The organism is Clostridioides sp. LIBA-7678, assembly GCF_056716065.1.
In genome coordinates, this window is record NZ_CP196987.1 from 4,079,424 (window position 1) to 4,106,228 (window position 26,805).

Annotated in this window: 27 protein-coding genes; 6 read left to right on the forward strand and 21 right to left on the reverse strand. The window is 30.2% G+C overall.

What is annotated here, in order from left to right:
* Positions 1 to 46: 46 nt before the first annotated feature.
* From ACTG46_RS18835 to ACTG46_RS18905, 15 genes are all read right to left on the reverse strand, one after another.
* A complete protein-coding gene (locus tag ACTG46_RS18835; protein ID WP_223195706.1) occupies positions 47 to 727 on the reverse strand; it encodes a GntR family transcriptional regulator in 681 nt (226 codons plus the stop codon).
* Positions 711 to 1,601, reverse strand: a complete 891-nt coding sequence (gene ispE / locus ACTG46_RS18840) for a 4-(cytidine 5'-diphospho)-2-C-methyl-D-erythritol kinase (RefSeq protein ID WP_479923386.1) — start codon at positions 1,599 to 1,601, stop codon at positions 711 to 713. The genes ACTG46_RS18835 and ispE overlap by 17 nt, the downstream gene beginning before the upstream one ends.
* A gap of 117 nt (positions 1,602 to 1,718) precedes the next feature.
* Positions 1,719 to 3,269 (reverse strand): DUF3794 and LysM peptidoglycan-binding domain-containing protein, encoded by a 1,551-nt coding sequence (locus tag ACTG46_RS18845; protein WP_054271999.1) that lies wholly within the window; start codon positions 3,267 to 3,269, stop codon positions 1,719 to 1,721.
* Positions 3,270 to 3,361: 92 nt separating this feature from the next.
* Entirely contained in the window at positions 3,362 to 3,628 is a 267-nt protein-coding gene (locus ACTG46_RS18850) for a Veg family protein (RefSeq protein WP_009892135.1), read from the reverse strand.
* A 147-nt stretch (positions 3,629 to 3,775) separates the two neighbouring features.
* Complete coding sequence (yabG, locus tag ACTG46_RS18855; protein WP_021386497.1) at positions 3,776 to 4,636, reverse strand: sporulation peptidase YabG; 861 nt, start codon at positions 4,634 to 4,636, stop codon at positions 3,776 to 3,778.
* Between the two features lie 83 nt (positions 4,637 to 4,719).
* Positions 4,720 to 5,658 (reverse strand): dipeptidase, encoded by a 939-nt coding sequence (locus ACTG46_RS18860; protein ID WP_054277782.1) that lies wholly within the window; start codon positions 5,656 to 5,658, stop codon positions 4,720 to 4,722.
* A gap of 109 nt (positions 5,659 to 5,767) precedes the next feature.
* Complete coding sequence (locus ACTG46_RS18865; RefSeq protein ID WP_054272001.1) at positions 5,768 to 5,929, reverse strand: hypothetical protein; 162 nt, start codon at positions 5,927 to 5,929, stop codon at positions 5,768 to 5,770.
* A gap of 9 nt (positions 5,930 to 5,938) precedes the next feature.
* On the reverse strand, positions 5,939 to 6,436 hold the full coding sequence (locus ACTG46_RS18870; RefSeq protein WP_054272002.1) for an SEC-C metal-binding domain-containing protein: 498 nt from the start codon (positions 6,434 to 6,436) through the stop codon (positions 5,939 to 5,941).
* Between the two features lie 114 nt (positions 6,437 to 6,550).
* Positions 6,551 to 7,261, reverse strand: coding sequence for a peptide arginase family protein (locus ACTG46_RS18875; RefSeq protein ID WP_407814917.1), 711 nt, complete (start codon positions 7,259 to 7,261; stop codon positions 6,551 to 6,553).
* A gap of 144 nt (positions 7,262 to 7,405) precedes the next feature.
* A complete protein-coding gene (locus ACTG46_RS18880) occupies positions 7,406 to 7,936 on the reverse strand; it encodes a hypothetical protein (protein ID WP_054272004.1) in 531 nt (176 codons plus the stop codon).
* A gap of 16 nt (positions 7,937 to 7,952) precedes the next feature.
* Positions 7,953 to 8,183 carry a hypothetical protein gene (locus ACTG46_RS18885; RefSeq protein WP_054272005.1) on the reverse strand — a complete coding sequence of 77 codons (231 nt, stop codon included), beginning with the start codon at positions 8,181 to 8,183 and terminating at the stop codon, positions 7,953 to 7,955.
* Positions 8,184 to 8,197: 14 nt separating this feature from the next.
* Positions 8,198 to 9,592, reverse strand: a complete 1,395-nt coding sequence (locus tag ACTG46_RS18890; RefSeq protein ID WP_479923387.1) for a sodium:solute symporter family protein — start codon at positions 9,590 to 9,592, stop codon at positions 8,198 to 8,200.
* Between the two features lie 127 nt (positions 9,593 to 9,719).
* Entirely contained in the window at positions 9,720 to 10,973 is a 1,254-nt protein-coding gene (locus tag ACTG46_RS18895) for an MFS transporter (RefSeq protein ID WP_054272007.1), read from the reverse strand.
* 49 nt (positions 10,974 to 11,022) lie between these two features.
* Positions 11,023 to 12,177: a trans-sulfuration enzyme family protein gene (locus ACTG46_RS18900; RefSeq protein ID WP_054277785.1), complete on the reverse strand. Its 1,155-nt coding sequence runs from the start codon at positions 12,175 to 12,177 to the stop codon at positions 11,023 to 11,025.
* 565 nt (positions 12,178 to 12,742) lie between these two features.
* Positions 12,743 to 13,312, reverse strand: a complete 570-nt coding sequence (locus ACTG46_RS18905; RefSeq protein ID WP_074178786.1) for a recombinase family protein — start codon at positions 13,310 to 13,312, stop codon at positions 12,743 to 12,745.
* A 202-nt stretch (positions 13,313 to 13,514) separates the two neighbouring features.
* On the opposite strand from ACTG46_RS18905, the gene ACTG46_RS18910 reads away from it, so the two are divergent.
* Complete coding sequence (locus tag ACTG46_RS18910; RefSeq protein WP_054272009.1) at positions 13,515 to 13,742, forward strand: single-stranded DNA-binding protein; 228 nt, start codon at positions 13,515 to 13,517, stop codon at positions 13,740 to 13,742.
* A gap of 219 nt (positions 13,743 to 13,961) precedes the next feature.
* Here ACTG46_RS18910 and ACTG46_RS18915 read toward each other — a convergent pair whose 3' ends face one another.
* Positions 13,962 to 14,705: a DUF3298 and DUF4163 domain-containing protein gene (locus ACTG46_RS18915; protein WP_054272010.1), complete on the reverse strand. Its 744-nt coding sequence runs from the start codon at positions 14,703 to 14,705 to the stop codon at positions 13,962 to 13,964.
* A 168-nt stretch (positions 14,706 to 14,873) separates the two neighbouring features.
* Here ACTG46_RS18915 and ACTG46_RS18920 point away from each other — a divergent pair, with 168 nt between their 5' ends.
* Genes ACTG46_RS18920 through ACTG46_RS18930 form a run of 3 tightly spaced genes read left to right on the forward strand, consistent with a single transcriptional unit; the run spans position 14,874 to position 17,289 of the window.
* Complete coding sequence (locus tag ACTG46_RS18920) at positions 14,874 to 15,746, forward strand: class I SAM-dependent methyltransferase (protein WP_054272011.1); 873 nt, start codon at positions 14,874 to 14,876, stop codon at positions 15,744 to 15,746.
* On the forward strand, positions 15,746 to 16,411 hold the full coding sequence (locus ACTG46_RS18925) for an RluA family pseudouridine synthase (protein ID WP_479923388.1): 666 nt from the start codon (positions 15,746 to 15,748) through the stop codon (positions 16,409 to 16,411). The genes ACTG46_RS18920 and ACTG46_RS18925 overlap by 1 nt, the downstream gene beginning before the upstream one ends.
* A gap of 20 nt (positions 16,412 to 16,431) precedes the next feature.
* Positions 16,432 to 17,289 carry a MerR family transcriptional regulator gene (locus ACTG46_RS18930; protein WP_054272013.1) on the forward strand — a complete coding sequence of 286 codons (858 nt, stop codon included), beginning with the start codon at positions 16,432 to 16,434 and terminating at the stop codon, positions 17,287 to 17,289.
* A gap of 146 nt (positions 17,290 to 17,435) precedes the next feature.
* On the opposite strand, the gene ACTG46_RS18935 is transcribed toward ACTG46_RS18930, so the two are convergent.
* The 4 genes from ACTG46_RS18935 to ACTG46_RS18950 all read right to left on the reverse strand — a co-directional run bounded on the left by ACTG46_RS18935 (position 17,436) and on the right by ACTG46_RS18950 (position 22,416).
* The gene (locus ACTG46_RS18935) at positions 17,436 to 19,985 is read right to left on the reverse strand and encodes an FtsX-like permease family protein (protein ID WP_479923389.1); all 2,550 of its coding nucleotides are present in this window, start codon (positions 19,983 to 19,985) and stop codon (positions 17,436 to 17,438) included.
* Complete coding sequence (locus ACTG46_RS18940) at positions 19,982 to 20,671, reverse strand: ABC transporter ATP-binding protein (protein WP_054272015.1); 690 nt, start codon at positions 20,669 to 20,671, stop codon at positions 19,982 to 19,984. Before ACTG46_RS18940 ends, ACTG46_RS18935 begins: the two co-directional genes overlap by 4 nt.
* Before the next feature lie 82 nt (positions 20,672 to 20,753).
* On the reverse strand, positions 20,754 to 21,743 hold the full coding sequence (locus tag ACTG46_RS18945) for a sensor histidine kinase (RefSeq protein ID WP_243194365.1): 990 nt from the start codon (positions 21,741 to 21,743) through the stop codon (positions 20,754 to 20,756).
* Entirely contained in the window at positions 21,730 to 22,416 is a 687-nt protein-coding gene (locus ACTG46_RS18950) for a response regulator transcription factor (RefSeq protein ID WP_054272017.1), read from the reverse strand. Before ACTG46_RS18950 ends, ACTG46_RS18945 begins: the two co-directional genes overlap by 14 nt.
* Before the next feature lie 360 nt (positions 22,417 to 22,776).
* Here ACTG46_RS18950 and ACTG46_RS18955 point away from each other — a divergent pair, with 360 nt between their 5' ends.
* Both ACTG46_RS18955 and ACTG46_RS18960 read left to right on the forward strand, forming a co-directional pair.
* The gene (locus ACTG46_RS18955) at positions 22,777 to 23,106 is read left to right on the forward strand and encodes a PadR family transcriptional regulator (RefSeq protein ID WP_054272018.1); all 330 of its coding nucleotides are present in this window, start codon (positions 22,777 to 22,779) and stop codon (positions 23,104 to 23,106) included.
* A 47-nt stretch (positions 23,107 to 23,153) separates the two neighbouring features.
* Positions 23,154 to 23,363, forward strand: coding sequence for a hypothetical protein (locus ACTG46_RS18960; RefSeq protein ID WP_243194366.1), 210 nt, complete (start codon positions 23,154 to 23,156; stop codon positions 23,361 to 23,363).
* A gap of 57 nt (positions 23,364 to 23,420) precedes the next feature.
* Here the strand turns inward: ACTG46_RS18960 and carB are convergent, their stop codons facing one another.
* On the reverse strand, positions 23,421 to 26,627 hold the full coding sequence (carB, locus tag ACTG46_RS18965; protein WP_074178770.1) for a carbamoyl-phosphate synthase large subunit: 3,207 nt from the start codon (positions 26,625 to 26,627) through the stop codon (positions 23,421 to 23,423).
* Between the last annotated feature and the right edge of the window lie 178 nt (positions 26,628 to 26,805).

Sequence of the window (26,805 nt, forward strand, 5' to 3'; positions counted from 1 at the left end):
TAAAATGATTATAATCATTTTAAAATAGCTTTTTTTACTTTATATTTTATAAGTCTTTATTAATCATAGCTTTATCTATCATAAACTGTTCTGCTTTTTCTATATGTTCAGTAGCATATTGCTTAGATAATTCACTATCTCCTTTAATTATAGCATCAAGTAAATATCTATGTTCTTCAACGATATTGTGCGATGTGTCATAATCAGACATGTAAGTAACTCTAAACCTATATACTTGTTCCCATAGTGAGTTTATCAATTGGATTAATTTTTTATTGTTTGTTGCTTTAAATATACATTCATGAAATTCTACATCAAGTCTTAATAATGAATCTACATCACATTCTAAAGTGCTTTTTTTAAAGTCTTCTGATATATCTTTAAGTTTTTTGATATCTTCATCACTGATTCTTTCAGCTGCAAGATATGCTGCTAAACCTTCTAAACTCGCTCTTACTTCTAATACATCCATAATATCTTTTAATGACATATTTGCTACATAAGCACCTTTTCTAGGCAACATAACAACTAAACCTTCTAATTCAAGCTTTCTTATTGCCTCTCTTACTGGAGTTCTACTTACTCCTAATTGTTCTGCTAGTTGTACTTCCATTAGCCTTTGACCAGGCTTTAATTTTCCTTCTAAGATTGCTTCTCTTAAATTCTCAAAAACTACATCTCTCAATGGCTTGTAATTATCCAAGTTCAGTTTAGTTAAATTCTCCACAAATTTCAACCCCTTTTTGACTGCTATTAACAACATATACCTGTTTATATTTTTTTAATAATTCTTTTTTTCCAATTAGAGCATCTTCTTTACTTTCAAATAGTCCAAAAACTGTAGGACCACTTCCACTCATCATAGAACCTAAAGCATTATTTTTCATCATGACTTGCTTTATATTATCTATTTCTTTATGTTTACTTATAGTAACATTTTCAAGAACATTTACCATATTTTCTGATAAAGCTTTTATGTCTTCAGACTTTAAACACTCTATCAAATATTTATTATTTGGTCTTTTTTTAATATTATTCAAATCTAAACCTTGATAAACTTCCTTAGTAGAAACAAATAAATCTGGTTTGCATATCAATATATTTATATGATATGGCAAACCTTTGATATTAGTTAGCTCTTCTCCAACTCCTTGAGCTAAAGCAGGTTGTCCTGATATACAAAATGGAACATCTGCTCCTAAATTAAATCCTATGTCTTTTAATTCATATTCAGATAATTCAAGCTTCCATAATTGATTTAGACCTACTAATACCGCAGCTGCATTAGAACTTCCTCCAGCCATTCCTGCTGCTACAGGGATATTTTTTTCTATGAATATTTCTACACCTTTTTTTATATCAAATTTATTCTTAAGTATTTTGGCGGCTTTATAAACAATATTATCTTCATCTAAAGGAATATCTAAACTAGTGCTTTTTACCTTTATTTCATCTTCATTTAATCCTTTTACTTTTACTATATCGTATAAATCTATCGTTTGCATTATCATTTCAACAAAATGATAACCATCTTGCCTTTTTCCTAAGACATCAATGGATAAATTTATTTTTGCCTTACTTTTTAGTTTTATAAAATCCATTCTATCCTCCTTGTTTAAAGAATAATGCATCACTAACAATAATATTATACTACAAAAAATAAAATAATAGGGTATTATAATACCCTATTATACTTAATTACTTTAAATTTTTTAATATTAATCTACTAATACGACTTTTTTTTCTAAAATAAGACACTTGCCAGGCTTAATTGGTTCATCCAGTTTTATATCATTAAGCTCTGCAATTTCATTTTCTGTTGTATTGTATTTTTTTGCGATATTCCAGAAAGTATCGCCCTCTTTACATATATATACAATTATACTAGGAGCTTTAGACAAGTCATATACACCTTGGTCTTCACCTTTGATTATAAAGTTTTCTGCCTTCTTGTCTAGTGCCTCAGTAAATCGCTTAATTTTTATAACTAAATCTATTTGATCTCTATTTAAATCAACTTCAATTTTATCAATACATGCTGTATTAAACACAGATGCTGTATCAGTTAAGTTATCCATCTCTATATCATGTTCAAATGGAATTTCTTCACTAATTTTATAAACTAATTTTAGACCCTCAACTGGAACAAATAAAATCTCAACTTTTATAATCCCTTGTATAATACTTTTATTTTCTTCAATATAACTATTTTCTATAGACATAGTTGGACAAACGCTTACAATATCTTTTATTTGTATATCATCATTATCATTTCTTATGCCTTCTCTAACCATAAATGTCTCTTCGCTATTTCTTAGAGTCTTGTTTAATTGAATAGGCTTATGATCAAATTTTATTATTTTTTGAGGAGAATATGCATCTTGCAATACCTCTCTTGTCACTTCATCTGTAACTTTTACTTTACAAGAAGCCATACAATCTATTTCTAGAAGACCTGTATTACTTTCACTATTTTGTTTGAAGATATGATTGAAGTCTGACATAGACAACAAGACTTCTTCAATCATGCCATCACTAACTCCAGGCACCTCTACAAATTGAGTAAACTCAATACCTACTCTATCTAACTCTACAAGTTCACCCTCATATGTACAAGCTAATGGATTTATTTCCAATACTCCACCAATGATAACCTTATTATCAGTCACTCTACTTTCTTTTACTCTAATAGATGGATTTAAACTTATTATAGACTGAATTTCTTCTGTATTTATAGTTATAGTATCTCTTATAGAACTTTCTGCTTTTTCTATTCCAACTATATCTTGGAAACAAATTTCTTTTCTATGTTTCTGTATCCCCTCTACTTGTGATACATCTTTTACTATATCTAATCTTTGCTTTTCAAATAAACTTCCTCTTATATTCATAAGAGCTCCTACTTTGATTTTTCTCTCATTCATTATAGTACAATCCATATGCTCTACTTCTGAAAATAACATGTATTCCATATCTTGAACAACATTATCTTTCTCTATAACTTCGTTTATATCTACTTTTCCATCTACATTAGAAATAGTATTTTTATCATCTGCAATATAAATTACATTATAATTAAAACTTCCTCTACAAAGTATCTTCCCATCTGCCATTTCAATTTTTTTAAGTGATATGTATCCTTCTGTCTTTACGATTTCATATACATCTAATTTTTTGTCTGGTACTACCGCCTCCGCCTCAATAAATGTTTGAAATTTCCCGAAGTCTATTCTATTGTCAATCTTTATTACATCTTTAATTAATTCCATAGTTTACCTCCTTAAGTATTATAAAAGTATCACACTATATTTATATTTAAGGAGCAAAAAAAAAATTACACCTATTTTTAATAGGTATAATTTTAACTTATCTGTAATTTATCTTGATCTCTAAAAACTTGCAATTTTACATTAGATGTTAATAAATCTGAGTAACTATAAGATACCCTAGGATATCCATTACTTTCATCATCTAATTTTATAACGAACACGCTTGGATAAACTTTTTCTAGTATACCCTCTTTTGTAATAATCTGCTTTCTTCCTTTATTAGCTTTCAACAATATTTTCTTTCCTATATGTCTCTCTAAGCTTACTCTTATCTTATCTAGAGTTTGAACAGTAGCCACAATATCACCTTCTTTAACGTTTATATGTTTACATAATATCACATATAAACATTTTTGTCAAATGTTTAAACTAATTATTTTATATATTTTTTGCAAAAATGTCAATACTATTTTTGAAGATATACAGTATAATTATTCTATTTTTTTTTAATGTAATATTGTTTTTGGCATTGCCCATCTAAATTTGCCTCTTGTTTCAGAGCCACCAATCCCCTTAACACCTGTAATAGTCTGCTCTATAACCTCATCAATAGGCACTACTACATCGATTCTTGAACAAGCAATTTTCTCCACTACAAAAACTGGGTCTAAAGCATGTATCATTATTCTTCCAGGTGAACTTGCATAATTTGCTCCTGCACTTATTATTTTTTCATAATTTGATTGGCATGCTCCTGCAAATATAACAAGATTATCCAAATTTGGTTGCCATTTACGTGCTTCTTTTACTGTTTTCATAAAGTTCAGAGAGTTTCTATAGTTACTCATATCTTCTATATCGCCTCTTTTTATTGTCATTGCATCATGACCTGTTATTACTAGTATATCCGGATTATATTTTTCTAGCAGTGCTCTTACTTCTTTATATTGATTTTGTTCTGAAACTGCCACTCCTACAGCAGGTATTCCAAGTTGAGCATATACATCCAAACAAATTTTTAAATATTCTTTATCTCCATCTATCTGTAATACTTTTCCAGGCATTCCATATGTGTTAGGATTTAATTGAAGTTTTGGAACTGCTCTTGTCATTCTTTTCTGTCTTTCTTTAGCTTTTCTTACTGACTTATATAATAAATTTTCTACATTTTTATCTATTAATATATCTTTTATATCAGGTGCTTTTACTAACTCTAAATCATCAATATAAGCATCTGCTATTACTCTAAATGCAATTCCCTTTAGTATAGCTATTTTTTCATTATTTTCATCTACACCAAAAGAGACTATTTTAAATACTATATCTTTGTTATGTGACTTTCTAGCTACAATGTCTCCTACCTTCATAGTTAAACCTCCAATAAATTTTTATCTTAGTTTATACTATGTTCGATATAAAACTTTGTTTCCTAATGTCAAAAAAACATTTCTTATAATACTTCTTTTATCACTCTTAAAGCATTTTTATAGTATATCTTTTCTATATCATCTTCACTAAACCCTTCTTTTTTTAGAGGTTCATATAATTTACCCATCTGAGATATATCCTCAATCTCAACCTTTGAATCTATTCCATCAAAATCTGAGCCTAGAGCTACAACATCTATTCCTCCAACATTTACAATATGTTTTATATGTCTTACCATATCTTCAAGCTTACTTTCGCTTTTATCACTTAAAAACAAATGGAAAAAGTTTATACCTGTAACTCCACCTTTATTTGCCAATACTCTAATCATATCATCAGTTAGATTTCTAGAATGATTCATCATTGCTCTTGAATTAGAATGTGTAGCAATTATTGGTTTAGAAGAAATCTTAGCAATTTCATAAAATCCACCATCTGAAATATGTGAAACATCCACTAACATTCCCAATTCATTCATTTTATGTACTACTTCTCTTCCAAAATCAGTGAGACCTTTTTCTCTATACTCTACTTTATTATGAGGAAAACTTAATTCATTCACATGATTCCAACTTATTGTCATCATTCTAACCCCTAAATTGTAAAATTTCTTTAAATTCTCTATCTTACCTTCAAGTACTGCTCCCTCCTCAATAGATAAAAGTGCAGTAAGTTTTCCTTCTGATTGATTTTTCATAATCTCTTCATAATTAGTAGCTAAAGCTATTACATCACTATTTTTTTTCATTTCCTCATGAAATTTATTTGCCATGCTCATACAATAATCAAAAGGATGCTTTACTTCTTCGGTATCAACAAAAAGAGCAAATGTTTGAGCTAACGAATCCCCTTTTTTCAATCTGTCTATATCAACAGAATACTTGTTAGACTTAAGTTCACTTGTTTCTACATTTTCCATTAGCTTTGCTATAGTATCACAATGTAAATCAATAAATTTCATATTTATACCCCCTGTATATTTTATATTTATATCCAAAAATAGAAATAGTTGTCCTTATAGACAACTATTGACAACTATTTTTTAATATTCTTTTTTATATTACTTAATCTTATTCCTCTTTTAAGTTGGGTATTACTCTTTTAACTTCTTCAATTTGATGCCATGTTTTATCTATATCATTTTCACTAATATATTTTTTTAAATCAGTTAAAGATGTAAAATCTTTAACTGATAAATTGTCATCATCGTCTGCAAATCTTAAAATAAACATAAGACTACCTTACTTCCCACAACATTTCTTATATTTTTTACCACTTCCACATGGGCATGAATCATTTCTTCCTATTTTTGCTTCTTTAACTACTGTTTTAGATTTTTTGTACGCTTTTATTATTTCTTTTCTTTGTTCTGCTGGTAATATTTCTTCCCAACCTTGTAAATTATATAGCCAATGAGCTTCAACAGTCACCATATTGTTATATAATTTTTCCCAATCTATTTTTATAGAAACCTCTTTATCAGCTTCTACATCTTCTAAAACTATATCTTCTTTTAGACTTTCACTGATTCCATCTATGAATCCCATGAAAAATTCATTAGTAGTTCCAAATTTTTCAGCCAATTCACTTACTTTACCTTCAACAACATCCATTTTATTGTTTAATATTTCATTGTATATTCCAGCTTCAATTTTTAAATATTCTTCCCAGAATTTTACCTCTGCTTCTTGATTTTCATGATTATCGCTTAAATTTCTCCATTCAGTATATAAACTCATACTTTTTCCTCCTAAGTAAATCTATATTTTTATAGTTTTTATAGTATAAAATCTTTTGGTTAGATTGTAAGTTTCTTCTTTTTGTTTATACCATATTCTATTTAAAGTTAACTCTTATATTATATCATAATTAAACAATTCTTTTAATACTTTTATAGCATACTCTTGGTTTATAAAGTAAGGGCTTGTGGCAATTGTTATGACTTTAGCTTTTTTAATTAAGTTTTTTATCTTATCCAGTTTGAAATCAAACGGTATGTAATCCATATCACTTGAAAATATATCCAAATCTATATCGAGAACAAACTCTGGCTCTATATCTAAATCAAATCCATATAAACTATCTATTATTATTAATTCCGAGAATATTTTATGTTGCAATGCTGGTTTTATAAAGCTTCCTACATTTAAAACCTCATTTGTATACCTAAATACATCTTCTATATTGTTTATATCTACATCATAGTTATCAGGTTCTCTAGTATCCTTATGTTGGTCTACATGTACTAACTTGCATCCTCTTGTAAATTCATCATTCATCATAGATTTTAACCAAAAATAAAATGCATGATTATGATTATCAAATACATATATTTTTTTATTTCCCAGGACATATTCGACCATATTCTCCAATCCTATTGCTTTTATTTCCTCATTTTCATCTACTTCATTAAAAACTACTTTATTACCCAACTTTACATCATCTAATGTGCCACTTATAAGTTTTGGTACATATATACTCTTATTATCTCTTTTATCATATGAAAATACATTATTTCCCATTGGCTTTTCTATATAAAATCCATTGTATTCATAATTTTGCATAAGACTTAATTTCCTCCATTTTTATAATCTGTAAAACTTAAAATGCACTTATTGCAAATCATATTATCTACTATAGAAGACATCTTATACAACTAAATATAACATCTTCCCTTAATATGTATTATACAATAAGTGCAAAATATTTTACATTCCTATAACAAAGCCATCAGCTTCAATTGGGAGATAACTAACTCTTGTATTCAATTCGACTTTTCCAAAAAATACTACCCAGTATGGCCTAAAAATACTTTCGATTTTAACTATTTCAATCTCTGGAATTCCTCCCATAAACCTATGAGTTAACCTCATAGCCATCTTATTTGCCTTTGCTCTTACTCTTCTTTCATCTTTATCACTATATTGTACAATATTACAATCTACGTTTTTAACCATTTCACAGACTGGCAACTCTTGTACTATACTACCAGCACCAGTAGAACCATTCACCAAAATTTTCAATTCATTTATATTATTAGAATGCTTTTTCTTCATAAAAATAGATTTATTTTTATGAATTTTAAGCGTAACAATTTTAAACTCTATATAGTGAAGTCTAACTTCATGAGTATCCTTATTCTTTAATATCAATTTGCTAATTAAAGAGTTTTTTCCACTTTTAGCTATATCTATAGCTTTATCTTTTGTAATTTTTATAGGTAACGCTCTTATATCCATAAAATCATTCTCTTTCTTATTTTTTTCTTGTCATTTTTAGAACTCTATATATGTAATCAAAAAATATTATAACTACAACTGTCATAACTCCATATGGAATTATCTTGCCAACTATAATATCATTTCTAGTCACTATACCATAAAATATAAATCCTGTTATTAAAAAGTACAATAATACTAGAAAACCATCTATCCCAAACCATTTTATTTCTAAATCTTTTTTTACCTTAGACACTAATTTAGACATAGCAGTTTCTCCTTTTATAGATTATTTTGTGTATTTAAATTCTTACCTATTCTATTTCCAATCATCCATGCAATAAATGAAAGAGGTATAGCCACTACAAGAGGCTCTAACTCAAAGCTTTGAACTGGGAATATTTTAAAGTAACCAAAAGTCACTCCTCCTACAATCATTCCTAAAATACCACCCATAGATGTTCTTCTTCCACTTCCAAGAAGTCCACCTACTATAGGTACAAATGCAGAACCCATCCAAATACTTCCTACAAATATACATGCATCATATACATTTTCAAATCTAAACGCTACACTAAGTCCCATAACTGCTGCTAAACATACACCTACCCTAGTAAATTTTACTAATTGTTTCTGAGATAACTCCTTTTTAGTAATTCTTCCATATATATCATTGGCTAATGTAGCTCCTGCTGCTAGATAATAACTATCTAATGTTGATACTATAGAACCTAAAATTCCTATTATGAATATTACTCTTATTCCTTGTGGCAATGTCTCCAAAACTAAAGTTATATACCCAGCGGCTGGTGCCATTTCTGGATAAGTAGCTCTTACTATAAGACCTGTCATAGTTAAAACCATATCAAAACATATCCATAGTGAGAAACAAGTTAATAAGGCTCTTCTACCAACTTTAGGAGAGTCTGCTGCCGAAAATCTCTGATAAAAAGTTGGGTCTGAATAAGCTCCAAAAGAATATACAATTAGCATCAGTGCTTTCATCGCTGACATTCCTTTTGTAGGATGCATAAGCTGAGGCGCATCTTTAAGTGCTTCTGTAAGCCCTTGGAAACCTCCTATTTGTTCAAATTGACCTGGCATAACCATAGTTAGACCAAATACCATACAGAAAAATAATACCATATCTGTAATGGCAACTCCCATAAGTCCACCAAGTACTGTAAGTACAACGACTACAACTACCATTATTAGGCCTATCAATTCTTTATCTATTCCCCAAGCTACATTACCTATAGTTCCCATAGCTGTTATTTCTCCAAGTTGTGCACAATATATAAACATTAAGATTGCCCCAATTATAGCAACATGTTTCCCATAAAAACTTTCTAATAAATCAGGAACTGTTATATTGGTTCTTATGTGGATTCTTGGTCCAACCCATAATGCTAAAGGCATTCTTCCAATATGTGCAGCTATTGACCAAACTGCCCAAGCAGATATCCCATATATAGCCGCATACTCCACACTACCTACTGTACCAACTCCCCCATACCATGAGGCAACTAAAGTACCTACTATCAATGACCATGGTAAACTTCGATTTCCTAGGTAATAGCTCTCCATATCTTTTACATTTCTAGAAAAATAATAACCTATCCCTAATAATATAAATGCAAATATAACTATAATTCCATTTTCCCACAATGTTAACATATCTAATCTCCATGTTCTTATATTTTAATTTTCCTTCTTTAATATTTAAATATGAACAACTCTACCCATTTTCATAAAAAATAGGTAGAGTTATATAATAATTATAAGTATTTAATCAATCTTGTTATTAAGCAATCTTATTATTCAAATTCTTATTTTCTTTTTTATTTATTTTATTTAGAGCATAAGTAGCAAATATACCTATAACTGCACACACTACAGATAAAATGAATATATAAGTATATCCTGTTTGTCCATATTTGTCTAACCAATTACCTGCTACAGTGTAATAAAATGCGTCTGGAGAAAATCCTATAAATGAAGCAAATCCAACTACAGCTCCTGTAGTTTCTAAAGATATATTAGATTCTGAAACAGATGCAAAGTATATACCTCTAAATCCAAATAAGATTACACTTAGTATTATCATATTTATTACAGCTATCCATATAAATCCCGCTCCTTTAGGAATTACCAAGTAGGCAGCTGTACTTACTGTCATTAGTATAAACCCTACAAACATTACTCTTATAGATGAACCAACTTTATCTGTTATGACACCAGCAATAGGAGATGCTCCCATTTTTATAACATAAGTTCTAATTATTGATAGAGCTGAAACTAGAGTCATTGGCATTACATAAACTTCTGATAAATATGGGCTTAAATAAGTTAAACTTGAGAATACTAGATAAGTTGAAAATATTATAAGACCAATTAACCAAGCTTTTGGCATTGTAACTACTTTTAATAATGACTTAATGCTTAGACCTTCATCTGATGCTCCAGTATCTTTTTTCTCTTCTACTAAGAAGAATAAAAGTATACCACATATTATAGATGCTGCAGAATATAACCATACTACATATTTGAATCCTATTGTTATTTCAGCAAATTTACCAAAGAAGTAAAGACCTATAAAAGAAATTAATGTACCTGATACACCTGATAATCCTTCATAAAAACCAAATATTCTACCTTGCTCTGATTCACTTCCTTGCATTCTAACAATTTTAACAGATGCTGAGAAGAAAGTTAATATTGTTGTGAATCCCCATAATACAAATATTAAAAGTATCATACTATATGATGGGAATGTTGAAAAATAAAATCCTAGTAATCCTGAAGTGATTAAAGAAAAAGTTATCAGCTTTCTAACTGAGAATCTATCCGCAAACCATCCCCCTATAAAATAAGATACCATTCCTACTAATCCGTATAAACTCAATAAGTTCCCTATTTGTGTATGACTCAATGCTAAAGCTTGTTGCATTGGGTCATAAAATGATGATTTCATATATGGTAAACTATACATAGCTGTTGTTCCAAATGCCAATATGAATATTATTAGAAATCTTTTAACATTACTTTTGTTCTCCATTGATTTTCTCTCCTTAAAATTTTTTATTTATAAATTTATGCATGTAATTTTATTTTAATTTTTCGATTGCTTGTTTAAAATCATTTATTATGTCATTTGAAGATTCTAATCCTACAGCTATTCTTATTAGATTCTCTCCATTCATTTGAACTAATGTATGCTCTTCTCCTAAACTTGTTGCTATTGTTGCAAGTTCTAAAGAGTTCATTAATCTTCTACTAGCTTGGTCTCTTGTCAAACCATTGATACCATCTTTTAGTTTAAATGAGACTACTCCTCCACCTAAACCGTTCATCTGAGTTTTACAAAGTTCATATTGAGGATGAGATTTTAGTGCTGGATATTTTACTAATTCTACACTTTCTTCCTGCTCTAAAAACTCTGCTACTGCTAATCCATTTTCACAGTGCTTTTTCATTCTCATATCTAACGTTTTCATACCTCTTAGAATCATCCATGCACTCATTGGTGGTAAAGATGCTCCTGTAAAACAACATAAACTTGGCCATCTAACTAAATCTATTAATTCTTTTGAACCTGCTACTGATCCTCCTAAAGTATCTCCATGTCCATTTATAAATTTAGTAAGACTATGTATTACTAAGTCTGCACCTAGATCTATTGGTCTTTGTATAATTGGTGTACCAAAAGTACTGTCAACTATAGCTAAACTCTTATTTTCATGAGCAATTTCTGCTATTGCTTTTATATCTACTAAATCTAAAGATGGATTTAAAGGACTTTCTATATAAACTATCTTAGTGTTTGGTTTCATTGCATCTTTTATATTTTGTGGATTTACTGCATCTACAAATGTAACTTCCACTCCAAATTTAGATAATAATTCAGACATAAATAATTTAGTGTGTGAAAATATACCATCTGAACTAACTATATGGTCTCCACTTTTTACTAACGCTAAAATAGTAGATGTTATTGCTCCCATGCCTGATGTACTAGATATAGCACTTTCTGCATTTTCAAGCATAGCTAATTTAGTCTCTAACTCTGTAAGTGTAGGATTACATTCTCTCGTATATACATATCCCCATGTCATGCATAACTCTTCAAAATGCTCTACTGTTTTTGCTGCAAATGTTGCTGTTTGACATATTGGTGTAGCTAATGCCCCTGTCGTTGGGTCTGCACTATGTCCCCAATGTATTATTTTTGTCTCCAAATCTTGATTAATATTATTGCTCATTTTAATTCCCTCCTGGTTTGACTTATTTATACAACGTTTTCCCTGCCAAATTTCACCAATTTGACTTAATCTTAATACAAATTTTTTAAGTATACTTTTATATTTGTTATAATTTCTAAAAATCTGACATTTATTTTGTCTTTTTACAGTTCTAATTATAAACTCTATAGTAACTATAGAGTCAATATGTTTTTGATATTTTTTTTACAATGTTTAAAATATTTAGCACAAAAATAGGTATACCTTAGAATAACTAATGTCACTCTAAGATATACCTATTTTTATATTGTATTTTAAATAATTACATAAATCATTAATTTTTTATGTAACACATAAATTTTTAAAGATTTATTACCTCTTTATAGATATACTACAGTTAAATATTTTAATATTACTTAATATTTTTAATCAGTCATACCCTGACAATAAAATTATATAATATAAAAAAATAACTTACAAAAACTTTAAGAATCTTTTATGCATTATAGCTGAAAATAAGATTAGTTAGAAGTATAAATATCTTTAGTTTATTTATACCTCTAATTTTTCATAAATTACACCTCTATTATATTGATTTCTTTGCACGAATAAGTGTACTTTTAGAGATGCCAGTCATCTTCACAACCTCTCTATATGGCTTAGAGTTTAATAAACCTAATGCATATTGTATCTGTTGATTACTGTATTTCTTTGGTCTACCATCTTTAAAATCCTTTTTCTTTCTGGCAAATTCTTTACCTAATTGAGTACGCTCTATTATCATATTTCTTTCAAGCTCTGCAACTGCAAGCAATGTAGTTAGAAAGAATTTTCCCATTGAAGTATTTTCTAAGAGTCCTATGTTTAAAATGTGAACACTCACTTCTTTAGCAAACAATCCCTCTATTAATTGTATTCCTTCTGATGTACTCCTAGCTAGTCTATCTAATTTAGTTGCAACAAGTAAATCGCCCTTTTTTAAAGATGATATAACTTTTTCAAACTTAGGTCTATTTGTAGTAGTACCTGTATAAGTTTCTTTTATTATCTTAGCATCATTATATTTACTCAATATTTCCTGTTGTTGCTGATACAGACTATTGTTATCTGTTTGATTTTTTGTGCTTACACGACAATATCCATATATAATAATAATCACTTCCTAACATAAAGATTTAGTACAGAAGTTGCCTAGAGGCTTGTATCTAATCATCTTTATCCATTTTACTAAAATGGTTTTTTGGTGTCAATACTGTTAACTTTTGACACCATAATAATTCCTTTATAATTTGTTTGACTCTGTCAAAATTTACCAATATAATGAAATTAATGAGTTTATACAAATTGGAGGAAATAATATGAATAGTCTGTTAAAAGAAGCAATAGATGAATTAAAAAACATCAATTGTGGAGAAGTTTTTTTATTAAAAGAATTGTTCAAAGGCTATGAATGGAACAGGTTGGAGATGAATATCAGATTAAAATTAGGAAAGCTCTTTTTATATGAAGTGGTAAGTAATCCCAATTTAGATGTAGAGGTTATCAATAAAAACTCTGCTTATCAGCAAATGTATAAAAAAAAATAGTGACTTAAATGTATATAATAATATAAACCTCTTGTGGATTCAAAAGTTAAAACTTTTAATACAAAACAATCGTGCTATTTTAAATATTTATCAATATGTCTAAATTTATATAATTAACACATATAAATAGTACAGTTTAAATCACATTATTTAAGATAGATAAATCTTAACCCTACTCCAGTATAAATACTAAAATAGGGCTCAGAATTATCTATATTTTTATACTATAAAATGTTTCGATTTTCCTCTTGATTGAACATATATATCTGGAGAAATACAATAGAAACGTGAATTTATAAAATTGCCGAAATCAGAAAATTTCATCTCAAACTTAGGTATCCCGAAGCTCTCAGGTGCTATTTCATCGACTCCAAAATAGATAACGATTCCATCATCTGTAAGATAAAAAGCTTGGTCTTCAGGTATAACCAATTCTACATTAGAATAATACATATCTCTATTTTCATTTATTTGAGACTTTATATAATCAGTTATTATATTTATATAATCAGTCCCATCTCTAAAAATATCACCAATTAAAAGTTCTTTTCCAGTTGTCAAATCTATGTTGTAATTATTCAATGTATTATATTTAGGTCCAGCATTATTAGCAAATCCCATAAGGCTTAATATCATACTTAGTACATAATTTTTATTAAAAGTAACTGCATAACTAGTTGATACCCAGTAACTTTGTTTTGGAAGTGAATTTTGAGAAGCTGCATTATTATACTCTTGTTCTTCTTCCTTTAAGCCATTTTTAAAATTGTTTACAGTCATTCTTACAGCGTTGTTTATATTATTTAAAATAGCTGGATTTACGAAAGTAGATTGATTTCTGATATTGTATATAATCGGATACTTTACATCATAAGAAAAATACTTACTTCTTTCAAAGTCTTCATTAAATTGCACATATAATATATTATATGTACAAGTATTTGTAGATTGATTATTTTCCATTAAAATCCTCCCCCTTTTATTAAAAAAATCAGATACAATATAATATGCTTAAAACAGTAATAATGTTAATAGTAAATGTAAAGAATAGAAAGTATCTAAAACAGCAAAAAATGACTAATTTTGTGGTATAATACATAGGATTGAGAGTTATTTTATAGGAGGAAAGATATGTTATTATTAGCAGATAAATGGAAAGATTATGAACTTATAGATATGGGAAATGGAGAAAAATTAGAACGTTGGGGTAATTATGTACTTAGAAGACCAGACCCACAAGTTGTATGGCCAATGGAATCTGAATGGGCATTATGGAAAAACCCTCATGGACATTATCATAGAAGTAATAAAGGTGGGGGGCAATGGGAACACAAAAAAAGATACCCTGAACAATGGACTATAAATTATAAAAATTTAAAGTTTCACATTAAACCAACTGGATTTAAACATACTGGATTATTTCCAGAACAAGCAGCCAATTGGGATTGGATGATAGACAAAATAAAGAAAGCTGACAGACCTATAAAAGTATTAAATCTATTTGCATATACAGGTGGGGCTACAGTAGCTTGTGCATCTGCTGGTGCAGAAGTATGCCATGTTGACGCAGCAAAAGGTATGGTTAATTGGGCAAAAGAAAACATAGAGTTATCTGGTCTTAAAAATCAAACAGTAAGATTTATAGTGGATGATGTTGTAAAGTTTGTTGAAAGAGAAATAAGAAGAGGGAAAAAATATGATGCGATAATAATGGACCCACCTTCTTATGGAAGAGGTCCTAAAGGAGAGGTATGGCAAATAGAAGAAAAATTATATAGTTTTGTAGACTTATGTATGGGAGTTTTATCAGATGACCCATTATTTTTCTTGATTAATTCTTATACAACAGGCTTTTCTTCAATAGTTCTTGAAAATGTACTATCTACAACAATAGGCAAAAAAGCAAATGCAGGAGATATATATGGTGGAGAATTAGGAATACCAGCTTCTAGAGATGGTAAGATACTTCCTTGTGGTATATTTGGAAGATGGGAGAAAAAGTAATGATAAGAGTCATATATGAAGATAACCATTTACTCGTTGTAGAAAAACCAGTTAATATATTATCTCAAGGAGATGATACTAATGATAAAGATATGGTAAATCTTTTAAAAGACTATGTAAAAAAAAAGTATAACAAACCTGGAAATGTATATATTGGTTTAATACATAGATTAGATAGACCAGTAGGTGGAGTTATGGTTTTTGCAAAGACATCAAAAGCAGCATCAAGATTGTCTGAACAAGTAAGAAATAAGACCTTCAATAAAACTTATCTAGCTATTATACATGGCAATATGAAATCTGGTGAAGATACATTAAAAGATTTTTTATATAAAAATAAAAAGACTAATATGGTAACTGTGGTGAAAAAAAATCATAAAGATGCCAAAGAAGCTGAACTTGACTATAAGATATTAAACTTTAAAGAAAACCTAAGCTTGGTTCAAGTAAACTTGAAAACTGGTCGTTCTCATCAAATAAGAGTTCAATTTTCAAGCAGAAAACATCCATTATATGGAGACCAAAGGTATGGTAAAGAAATAAATAAAGTTGGACAACAAATAGCTCTTTGGTCTAATAAAATAGAACTCTACCATCCTACTACAAAAGAAAAAATGGAATTTACATGTAATACGCCTGATAAATATCCATGGAATATATTTTAAATCTCAAATGAGGTGATTGTATGAGTAAAAAGTTTTCAATAGGAGAGATGTCAAAGCTTCATAAAATAAGTATACAGACACTAAGATACTATGACCAAATAGACTTATTTAAACCTGTTCATGTTGATCAAGAAAGCAATTACAGATATTACTCAATTGACCAATTTTCACAATTAGATATTATAAAATACTTAAAATATCTAGGTATGCCTTTAAAGGAAATTAAATCAAAACTTGATGAAAATAATGAAGAAATTCTAAAACTGCTAACTAATAAAATTAATATAGTGGACGAGAAAATTAAAGAATTAGAACTTATAAAAAAAGTGCTAAGTACTAAGAAAGAAACAATGGAAAAAGGTATGAAAGTAGATGATGTTAATAAAATAGTTAGAAAACATATTCCAAGAAGAAGTATATTATCTATAGAATATGAAGAAGGGTTAAGTAGTGAAGAAACTATGGAACTTTCAAGAAGACAAATAGCCAATATATTAGAAGATAATATATCTGTATTTTATGGTGGCGTAAGTGGGCTTGTATCTATAGATAAATTTTTAAAGGAAGATAAAGTCATTTATGACAATAGCTTTGTTACAGTTGAAAGAGATTTATTTGATACAAAATCGCAAAAATATATAACAGAAATTTCAGCTGGCGATTTCATCTGTATGACATATAAAGGACCTTACAAAGAAAATTATACTGCTTTTAAAAAATTAGTTGATTATGTTGAGTATAAAAGAATACCTATTGAAAATTATATATATGAAATACCTATAATAGACCCTTTATCTACAAACAATGAAGAAGAACTTCTAACTGAAATTCAGATACAAGTTAAAAAGAGAGAAATTGACTTAAGATGTTTAGTTTAATTGACTTTTCTCAGTAAATTTTTTAAGAAAATAGGAGGGAATGTAGCTAATGCTAATTCCCTCCTATTTTTAGTATAAATTACTATTCTTTTATTATGCGCCATCTCTTAGAATTATTTTTCTATAAAATTAACATATACCTTAAATTAAGCCATATCATCTCGCAGTGCATCGATAATATTTTCTTTTTTTATCTTATTAGTAGTATACAACATTGTAATGAATATGATAAAGAGAACGCCAAACACACTTATTCCGATACTTACCCATGGAAACATAAAGTTAATATCATCTGCTACCATTCCTTTATGAATTAACCAGGAAGAAATTACTGCTATAGGTAGCCCAAATAGAAGAGCCCTCATACCATAAAATATACACTCAAAATTCATCATTTTTTGGAAATCACGCTCAGACATTCCAATAGAACGAAGCATGGCAAGCTCTCTACGACGCAACTTGATATTCGTAGAAATTGTATTGAAAACATTAGCGACAGAAATAAGTGAAATCATAATGATGAAAGTATAGGCGAATACGTTGACAATGAATATGTAATTACGATTATCGTCCATCATTCCATACATATTGTAGAGATTATGCTCAACTGTAACACCCTCACTCTCAATAATCTTTTCCATTTCTGCAACTGACTGAGTTGGATTTTTTGATTGAAATCCCATACTCTTGATTCCTGTAGAAACATCAAGAGCCTCAAACTTATATTTGACTGAATAAGGAGCCAGTATTCTGAAGTTTACTTGCTTATTCTTAGAATTTCTTGCACTTGGAGGAGAATCAGGTGGCACTATTTTTACAAATGTAATGTTTACATTTTGCTTTTCAACATTATCCAAATTACCATCAGTTTCAGAGGTAAGATTAACATTCATAGAGGAGTTTGTAAAAATATCAATAGTATGGTCATCCTCAACAGCCATAGAAACAGCAAGCATCTTTGCATTTTCTCCAGTATATTCTTTTGTGTTTAAGCCAAGACCTTTCATAATATTCAGATAAGTACTGTCATCAAGAAATTGCATATCTACTGGTAAATTGACTGTTTCATTTGTTGCATGCATATTTTCATGTTGTAAGTAATTTTCTGTAAGCTTACTTCCTTTAACGATACATGAATAAGTAATCATTTCTTGATACAAACCTTCGTAAACACCATTAGCACTCTTCATCTTATCATATAGCTTTAGCATTTCACTGTCACTCATGCCTTGTGTGGAAAAGATAATGTCATGGTCAGTAACCTCTGATTTCTGGCTTGACATCTGTTTTAAATCTCCTACTAAAGCACTAGTCGATATAAATAACACTATACTGAGAGCTAATGATAAAACTATACTGCGATAGCGTTTCTTATTTCTTTTAAAATTTTTCAGAGCGAGAGTTCCCTCCAAACCATAAATGCGTTGTGAGAGATTTGATGTCTTCACAGCTTTAGATTCGACTTTTACTTCATTAGTCTGGCGTATACACTCCATCACTGGTGTATTAGCTGCCTTTCTGGCCGGAATATAAGCTGAGATTAAGATAGTAACCATACTAACCACTACTGCAACAATAATTGCGAGAATAGATAAAGTCAAGGTCAGAGGGACGTTAGTATATAGAACATTTGCAAAGTTTTTGGAAATAACAGAAATCACAAGCTTAATACTGAGTATTCCAACTGCGACACCAATTGGTATCCCAACAGTACCAATACAAAATCCCTCAAACAACACTGAATTCCGTAACTGCTTTGCTGTAGCTCCAACAGATGAAAGGATTCCAAACTGTTGTGTTCGTTCATTCAATGACATATTAAACGAATTATAGATTAGAAAAATCGAGCCAATCATTATGATAGCAAGCACAATCCCACCAACCGAATATAAAAACACATTGAATAACTTGTTGTCAGAAGCTCCCATGAAACGTAACACGTTGTCATTTAAAACATAAGCACGTTCTCCAGTGCTACTTACATAAGAATGGGCTTTACGAGGATTTTTCAATGTGGCAAACAAGCTAAAACTATCCCCTTTGAATTGTGCATCAGCTTTAGTTATCAAGGTATATCCTGGTGCAGAAGATTCCTCAAAGATAGGCTTTCGACATATACCAACAACTTTATATGTCCTCTTATCTTGTGATACAAGAGTTTCCCCTCCAGCAGTGTATAAATCACCTTGACCAAGCCTCTCATTTACATCATTTATACGTCTACCTATATCTAATGAAACAGTGTCGCCTACTGCGAATTTGACACCACCATCTGTTGCAACTTTACTGGAAACAAGAATCTCTCCACTGTTTTTAGGCAATCTTCCTGAAATCAAATCTATAGGCACAGTATCAAAGGTTTCTTTGTTGAATCCAGCTATAAAAAGATATGGCTTATCTGGATTTCTGTTGCCACTAAGTGTTGCATAGCCGATATTTTCAAATACTGTGGTATTTGTAACTTCATCATTACCTGCCTGTTTCTGGATGAAAGATGAATCAACATCTAAAAACTCAACATGCCAATCACCATACTTCGAAATAGCACCTTTTGTCAAATAGTCTATCAAAGAAACTCCAAATGTTGTGACTGCCGTAATCATGGCAGCAGATAGTACGACCCCTATAATTGTTACAAGAGTTCGTGTACGATTTTTTTTCATACCTTGCAGTGCAACTTTGTTGAAAATGTTCATGAACGATTCACCAGCCTTTCATCACGCACTACTTTTCCATCTGCAATACAGATAATTCTATCTGCCTGTAATGCAATATTTTCATCATGTGTGACAATTATAAGGGTCTGATGATATTTATTATGGCTTTCTTTCAATAGCTGGATAATATCCTGTCCATTTTTACTGTCTAAGCTACCAGTAGGTTCATCAGCAAGCATAACTGCTGGTGCATTCATTAAAGCACGACCGATTGCTACACGTTGTTGCTGACCTCCAGAAAGTTGATTTGGCAAATGCATTCTTCGCTCTTTTAAGCCAAGTAACTCCAACAGGTCATTTAGTCGTTCCTTGTTAACCCTACGCTTATCCATAAGTATAGGCAAAGTAATATTTTCCACTACATTTAGTGTTGGTATCAGATTGTGAAACTGATAAATCAATCCAACTTGACGTCTACGAAAAATAGCAAGTTTTTCATTACTTTGGCCATATACATCTTGCCCATCTAGGTATATCTTTCCACTTGTTGGCACATCTACACCTGCAATGGCATGTAGCAATGTAGATTTACCAGACCCAGAGGAGCCTATAATAGCAGTAAATTCTCCTTTTTGGATAGTAAGTGAAATATTGTCAAGTGCAGTAACCTGATTTTCACCTTTTCCATATACCTTGCATAAATTTTCAATTTTTAAAAACTCCATTATGTGAGTCTCCTTTCTTATGGTTTACCCATATAATAGAACTTTCAGCTTACATCTCTGTGACTTTAAGATGAGAGATTAGTCACTTTGGAAAACGTATAGTAAATATCGCGCCACCCTCTGGATGATTTTTCGCGTTAATTGTTCCTCCTTGACGTGTTATAATCATCTTGCATAGAGACAATCCAATCCCATACCCTGCCATGTTTGTGTTTTTCCCACGATAAAACCTGTCAAAAATAAATGGCAAATCTTCTTTTCCAATTCCCATTCCGCTATCATGAATGGTAATCTCAGTAAACAGTGTGTTATCCTCACAAACAATCTCAATCTTACCACCATCTCCTACTTTTTCTATGCAGTTTTTGAGGATGTTTTGAATTGCTTCCGAAAGCCAACTTGAATCACCATTAATAATCATCCTTTTAGGAATATCTATTTGTAAATCGATATTATGTAGCTCCATTGAAATCATAAATGGTCTAAGAGAAGCATATATCAAGTCATTTATGTCTATCTGTTCACTTTGAAACTCCACAATGCCAGCATCCAATCGAGATAATTTTAATAGAGAGGTAAGTAACCAATCCACCTGCAAGAGCAGTTCCTCTGTCTCTCGTATTAGACCTTTCCGTTCATCTTCATCAGTATTAGTCTCTAATAATGACATAATAAGAGTTACTGATGTAAGAGGAGTTCGAAGCTGGTGCGCTATATCAGCTAAAGAATCAGCAAGATGTCTTTTTTCTCTTTTTAGTGCTTCATTTTGTTCCCGAATACGCAATGTCATTTTAGTTATCTCACTTTGAAGAATAGAAAGTTCTCCCTCATCTATTTCAGCAATATACATATGGTCAGTATTATGAAGCACAATATCAATTTGTTCTGAAATATGTGCAATACTTTTGTATCTGGCCCTAGTAAATATAAGAAATAATGTACCAAAAGTAGTGTCAGATACAATTACAAGGATTCCAGCCATCATATTGATTGCAAATCCTAGAGTTACAGTGACAACAGTTATTAATAAGAACAAAATAGCAAACCTACGAAACTCTCTATTCCGAAACATGTCCTCCCCCCAATCTATACCCTGTTCCACGAACAGTCAAAATTATCTGTGGACTTGAAGGGTCATCCTCTATCTTCTCCCTCAGGCGTTTAATGTACACAGTCAGTGTATTGTCATTTACAAACTCACCTGCTGCATCCCACAATTCATCAAGCAATTTAACCCTCGTAATAATACTTTTGGGATTACTAATAAACACCAGCAACAATCGATATTCTAGAGCTGAAAGAAAAACTTCATTACCATTTTTTTTCACGACACCACTTGCTGTATCAATATAAAGACCACAGATTTCAAAAGTTGCCCCAAAACGCTCACTTTTTCTCAGTGCTGTTTTAATTCGTGCAATCAATTCACGTGGACGAAAAGGTTTAGTGATATAGTCATCCGCACCCATGTTCAGCCCAGTAACAACACTCGATTCATCACCAGAAGCTGTCAGAAAGATAACTGGGATGTCTTGTGTTTCTTTAATTTCTGTACAAACTGTAAATCCATTTCCATCAGGCAAGGAAATATCAATCAGTGCCAAGTCAAATTTATTGCTAGCAATCTCATCAAGTGCTTCACTTCTTGTGGAAGCATGGATTACTGTAAATCCTTCTGCATTTAGCAAAAGAATAAGGTTCTTAGCAATTGCCTTGTCATCCTCAACCAAAAATATCCTCTTCATTTATTTTCATCCCCCTTTATTTTACTGATTTTATACTCTCTATCTGTAGTTTTCCAAATTTTATCAATCTATTTTGTTGTTATATAATAATAAATAACCCTTTATTGATTTATTATATTTCTTTTATCACAAAGATACAAGTTGAGTCATAAAACATGGTATAAGTACAATAATTTTCGCATAATTAGTCTATAATCATACACCCTAGTCTCTATAATGAAAAAGTATATTCTTTCTATTATTCCTAAAATTAGTGTATCTTTTATAATTTATACTTGAAAAATTAAATTGAAAGTCTTATTATATAATTATATATACCTCATAATATAAGGTATATGATAAAACAAAGTAGGTGAATTTATGGACTTGAACAAAGAAGTACTTAAAGGTCATATTGATACTTTAATATTATCAATACTAAACAAAGGTGATTCATATGGATATGAAATAGCAAAAGTGGTTAGAGACGAAACAAGCTTTGAATTAAAGGAAAGTACTCTCTATGTATCTCTTAAAAGATTAGAATCCAAAGGTCTAATAAAATCATATTGGGGAAACGACCAAGGTCTTGGAAGTAGAAGAAAATATTATAATATAACTGATTATGGAAAAGAAAATTTAGAAGTAAAAATTCAAGAGTGGAACTTTATACAAAATGTTATGAACAAATTTCTAAAGAGAGGTGAATAGATTTATGAAAATAATAGAAGAGTATTTAGGAACACTATAATCCAATAATGGGTACATTTGATTACGAATCAGAGATTTTTATAGTTAATGCTTCATACAAAAATGATATATATTCTATCAAGAGTAAAAAACTTTATAAAAATGTATCTAAGGGAGATAAGATAGTTGTTACAATTAAATATTCTTATGATAAATATGAAAATCTTATACATGAAGAAATTCATGATTATCATCTTTATCCTCTATTTATTGATTAAAATAAAAGGCGAAAGCCTCTATGGCTAACGCCTTTAAAATATTTTAATAAACTTACTCTACTCAGCTATATTATAAACTTTTAACTTGTCTTTATTTAGGTGCTTCTTCTTAACTTCTACTAAAGCTTTTAATGTATCTAAAGATGTCATTATCTCAGTAGAGAACTCAATCGCTGTTCTTCTCATTTTAAATCCATCTCTTGTAGAATCATTTCCTTTAGTTGGTGTATTTATTACTATATCAACTTGTTTATTTCTTATAGCATCTAATATGTTTGGTCTAGGCTCTTCAATTCTATTTACTGTATCAGCCTCTATTCCATTTTCTCTTAAGCTTTTAGCTGTTCCTTCTGTAGCGACAAAAGTGTATCCTAACTCTTTCATATCTTTTGCTATCTCTATAAACTCATCTTTATCAAGATTATTAACAGTAGCAAGCACTACTCCTCTTTCATCAGACATATGTCTACCTGCTGCTAAAAATCCTTTGTATAAAGCTTCTTCTAAGTTTTCTCCTACACCTAGAACCTCTCCTGTAGACTTCATCTCAGGTCCTAGACTTACTTCAACTTTAGATAATTTAGACATTGAGAATACTGGCACTTTTACTGATACTAATTTTGGCTCTTTGTAAACTCCTGTACCGTATCCTAAATCTTTTAATTTGGCCCCTAACATACATTTAGTTGCTAAGTCAACTATTGGTACTCCACTAACTTTACTTATATATGGAACTGTTCTACTAGCTCTAGGATTAACCTCAATTATATATAACTCATTTTGGAATTCTATAAATTGTATATTAACCATACCAAGTACGTTAAGCTCTAAAGCCATTTTCTTAGTATATTCTACTATCTTTTCTTTTATTTCATCAGATATATTTTGACTTGGATACATTGTTGTACTGTCTCCAGAGTGAACTCCAGCTCTTTCTAAATGCTCCATTATACCAGGTATTAATATATCTTCTTTATCACATATCGCATCTACTTCTATTTCTCTACCAGTTAGATATTTATCTATTAGTACTGGATTTTTGTGGTCTCTATCAAACGCATCATCCAAATACTGAATTAATTTTTCTTCATTATAAGTTATTTCCATACCTTGACCACCAAGTACATAAGATGGTCTAACTAATACTGGATAACCTAACTCCTTAGCAATCCCAACACCCTCGTTAGTTGTCCATACACCTTTTCCTTTTGGTCTATTTATGTCTAGTTTTTCTAATAAATCATCAAACTTCTCTCTATCCTCTGCTGCATCTATATCTCTAAAATCTGTTCCTAATATAGGTATATTTTTCTCATGTAAGAACTTAGCTAATTTTATAGCTGTTTGCCCACCAAACTGTAATATCACACCTTCTGGTTTTTCTTTTTCAATTATATTCAAAACTTCTTCTTCTGTTAATGGTTCAAAATATAACTTGTCTGATGTATCAAAATCTGTACTTACTGTCTCAGGGTTATTATTTACAATTATAGTCTCAATACCCATTTTTCTTAAAGATTTTACACAGTGAACTGAACAATAGTCAAACTCTATACCTTGGCCTATTCTTATTGGCCCAGAGCCCAACACTATTACCTTTCTCTTATCACTAACAACTACTTCATCATATTGCTCATAAGTTGAATAATAGTAAGGTGATAAAGCTTCAAATTCTCCCCCACATGTATCAACCATTTTATAAACTGGTTGTATATTATATAGACTTCTCAACTCGTATAATTTTTCTGGACTTATTTTCATTAAGTCAGATATACCTTTATCAGAGAATCCTTTTTTCTTTAATTCGTGTAAATACTCTTTGTCTAAGTTTTCTATTTTTAGAACTTTTAATTTTTCTTCTTGCTCTACTATCCATTTAAATTTATTTATAAACCACTTATCAACACCAGTTATTTCTGAAATCATTTCTACTTTATAGCCTCTTCTTATCATTTCAGCTAAGTCAAACAGTCTCTCATCATCAGGTACTACTACTCTAGCCTTTAATTCTTCTAATGTTCTACCTTCTGATGGAGCATGAACTAATGAATATTTTCCTGTCTCAAGTGATCTTATTCCTTTAAGAATAGCTGCTTCAAAGTTACTTCCTATACTCATTATTTCACCAGTTGCCATCATCTTAGTTCCCAATTTTCTATTAGCATGTCTAAATTTATCAAATGGCCACTTTGGTATTTTTACTACTACATAATCTAATGTTGGCTCAAAGCAAGCATATGTTTTTTTAGTTACTGCATTTTCTATCTCATCTAAAGTGTATCCTAGAGCTATCTTAGCTGCTACTTTTGCGATTGGATAGCCTGTAGCTTTTGATGCTAAAGCTGATGACCTACTAACTCTTGGATTTATTTCTATTATCGCATATTCTAAACTATGTGGATTTAAAGCTATTTGAACATTGCAACCACCTTGAACTTCTATTGCATTTATTATATCTATTGATGCTTTTCTAAGTAGTTGATACTCCTCATCACTTAAAGTTTGACTTGGAGCAACAACTATACTATCTCCTGTATGAACTCCAACTGGGTCTACATTTTCCATATTACATACAGTTATACAGTTACCATTTCCATCTCTCATTACTTCATATTCTATTTCTTTCCAACCTTTTATACTCTTTTCAAGAAGAACTTGACCTACTGGACTTAATTGTAATCCATGTGTAAGAGTTTCTCTTAATTCTTCCTCAGTATCGGCTATACCTCCACCAGTTCCACCTAATGTATATGCTGGTCTTACAACTACTGGATAGCCTATTTTATCAGCAAATTCAAGCCCTGCTTCTAAATTTGTAACTATATCACTAACTATTACTGGCTGATTTATTTCTTTCATTACCTCTCTAAATAAGTCTCTGTCTTCGCCCTTTTTTATAGAGTTTATAGATGTTCCTATAACTTTTACATTGTATTTTTCTAATATCCCAGCATCATGTAGTTCTACAGCTAAGTTAAGCCCTGTTTGACCTCCCATACCTGCAAGTAAACTATCTGGTCTTTCTTTTTCTATTATTTTTTCTATAAATTCTATTGTTAATGGTTCTATATATATTTTATCTGCAATCTCTTTATCAGTCATTATAGTAGCTGGATTACTATTAACTAATACGACTTCTATTCCCTCTTCTTTTAATGCTTGGCAGGCCTGTGTTCCTGAATAGTCAAATTCTGCCGCTTGACCTATTATTATTGGCCCTGACCCTAATACTAAAGTTTTCTTTATACTATCTAATTTAGGCATAACTCTTTCTCCTTATCTAAACAATTTTCACGGTTCTTATCTTTATCATCTATATAATCAATTTTAATTACTTTATTTCATCTTAAATTTAGATTTCCTTATTATACATATCTATGTTAATTAAACCAATGCATTTTTTGATTTAAATTATTCTTATTTTTTAATTATATCTTAGTAC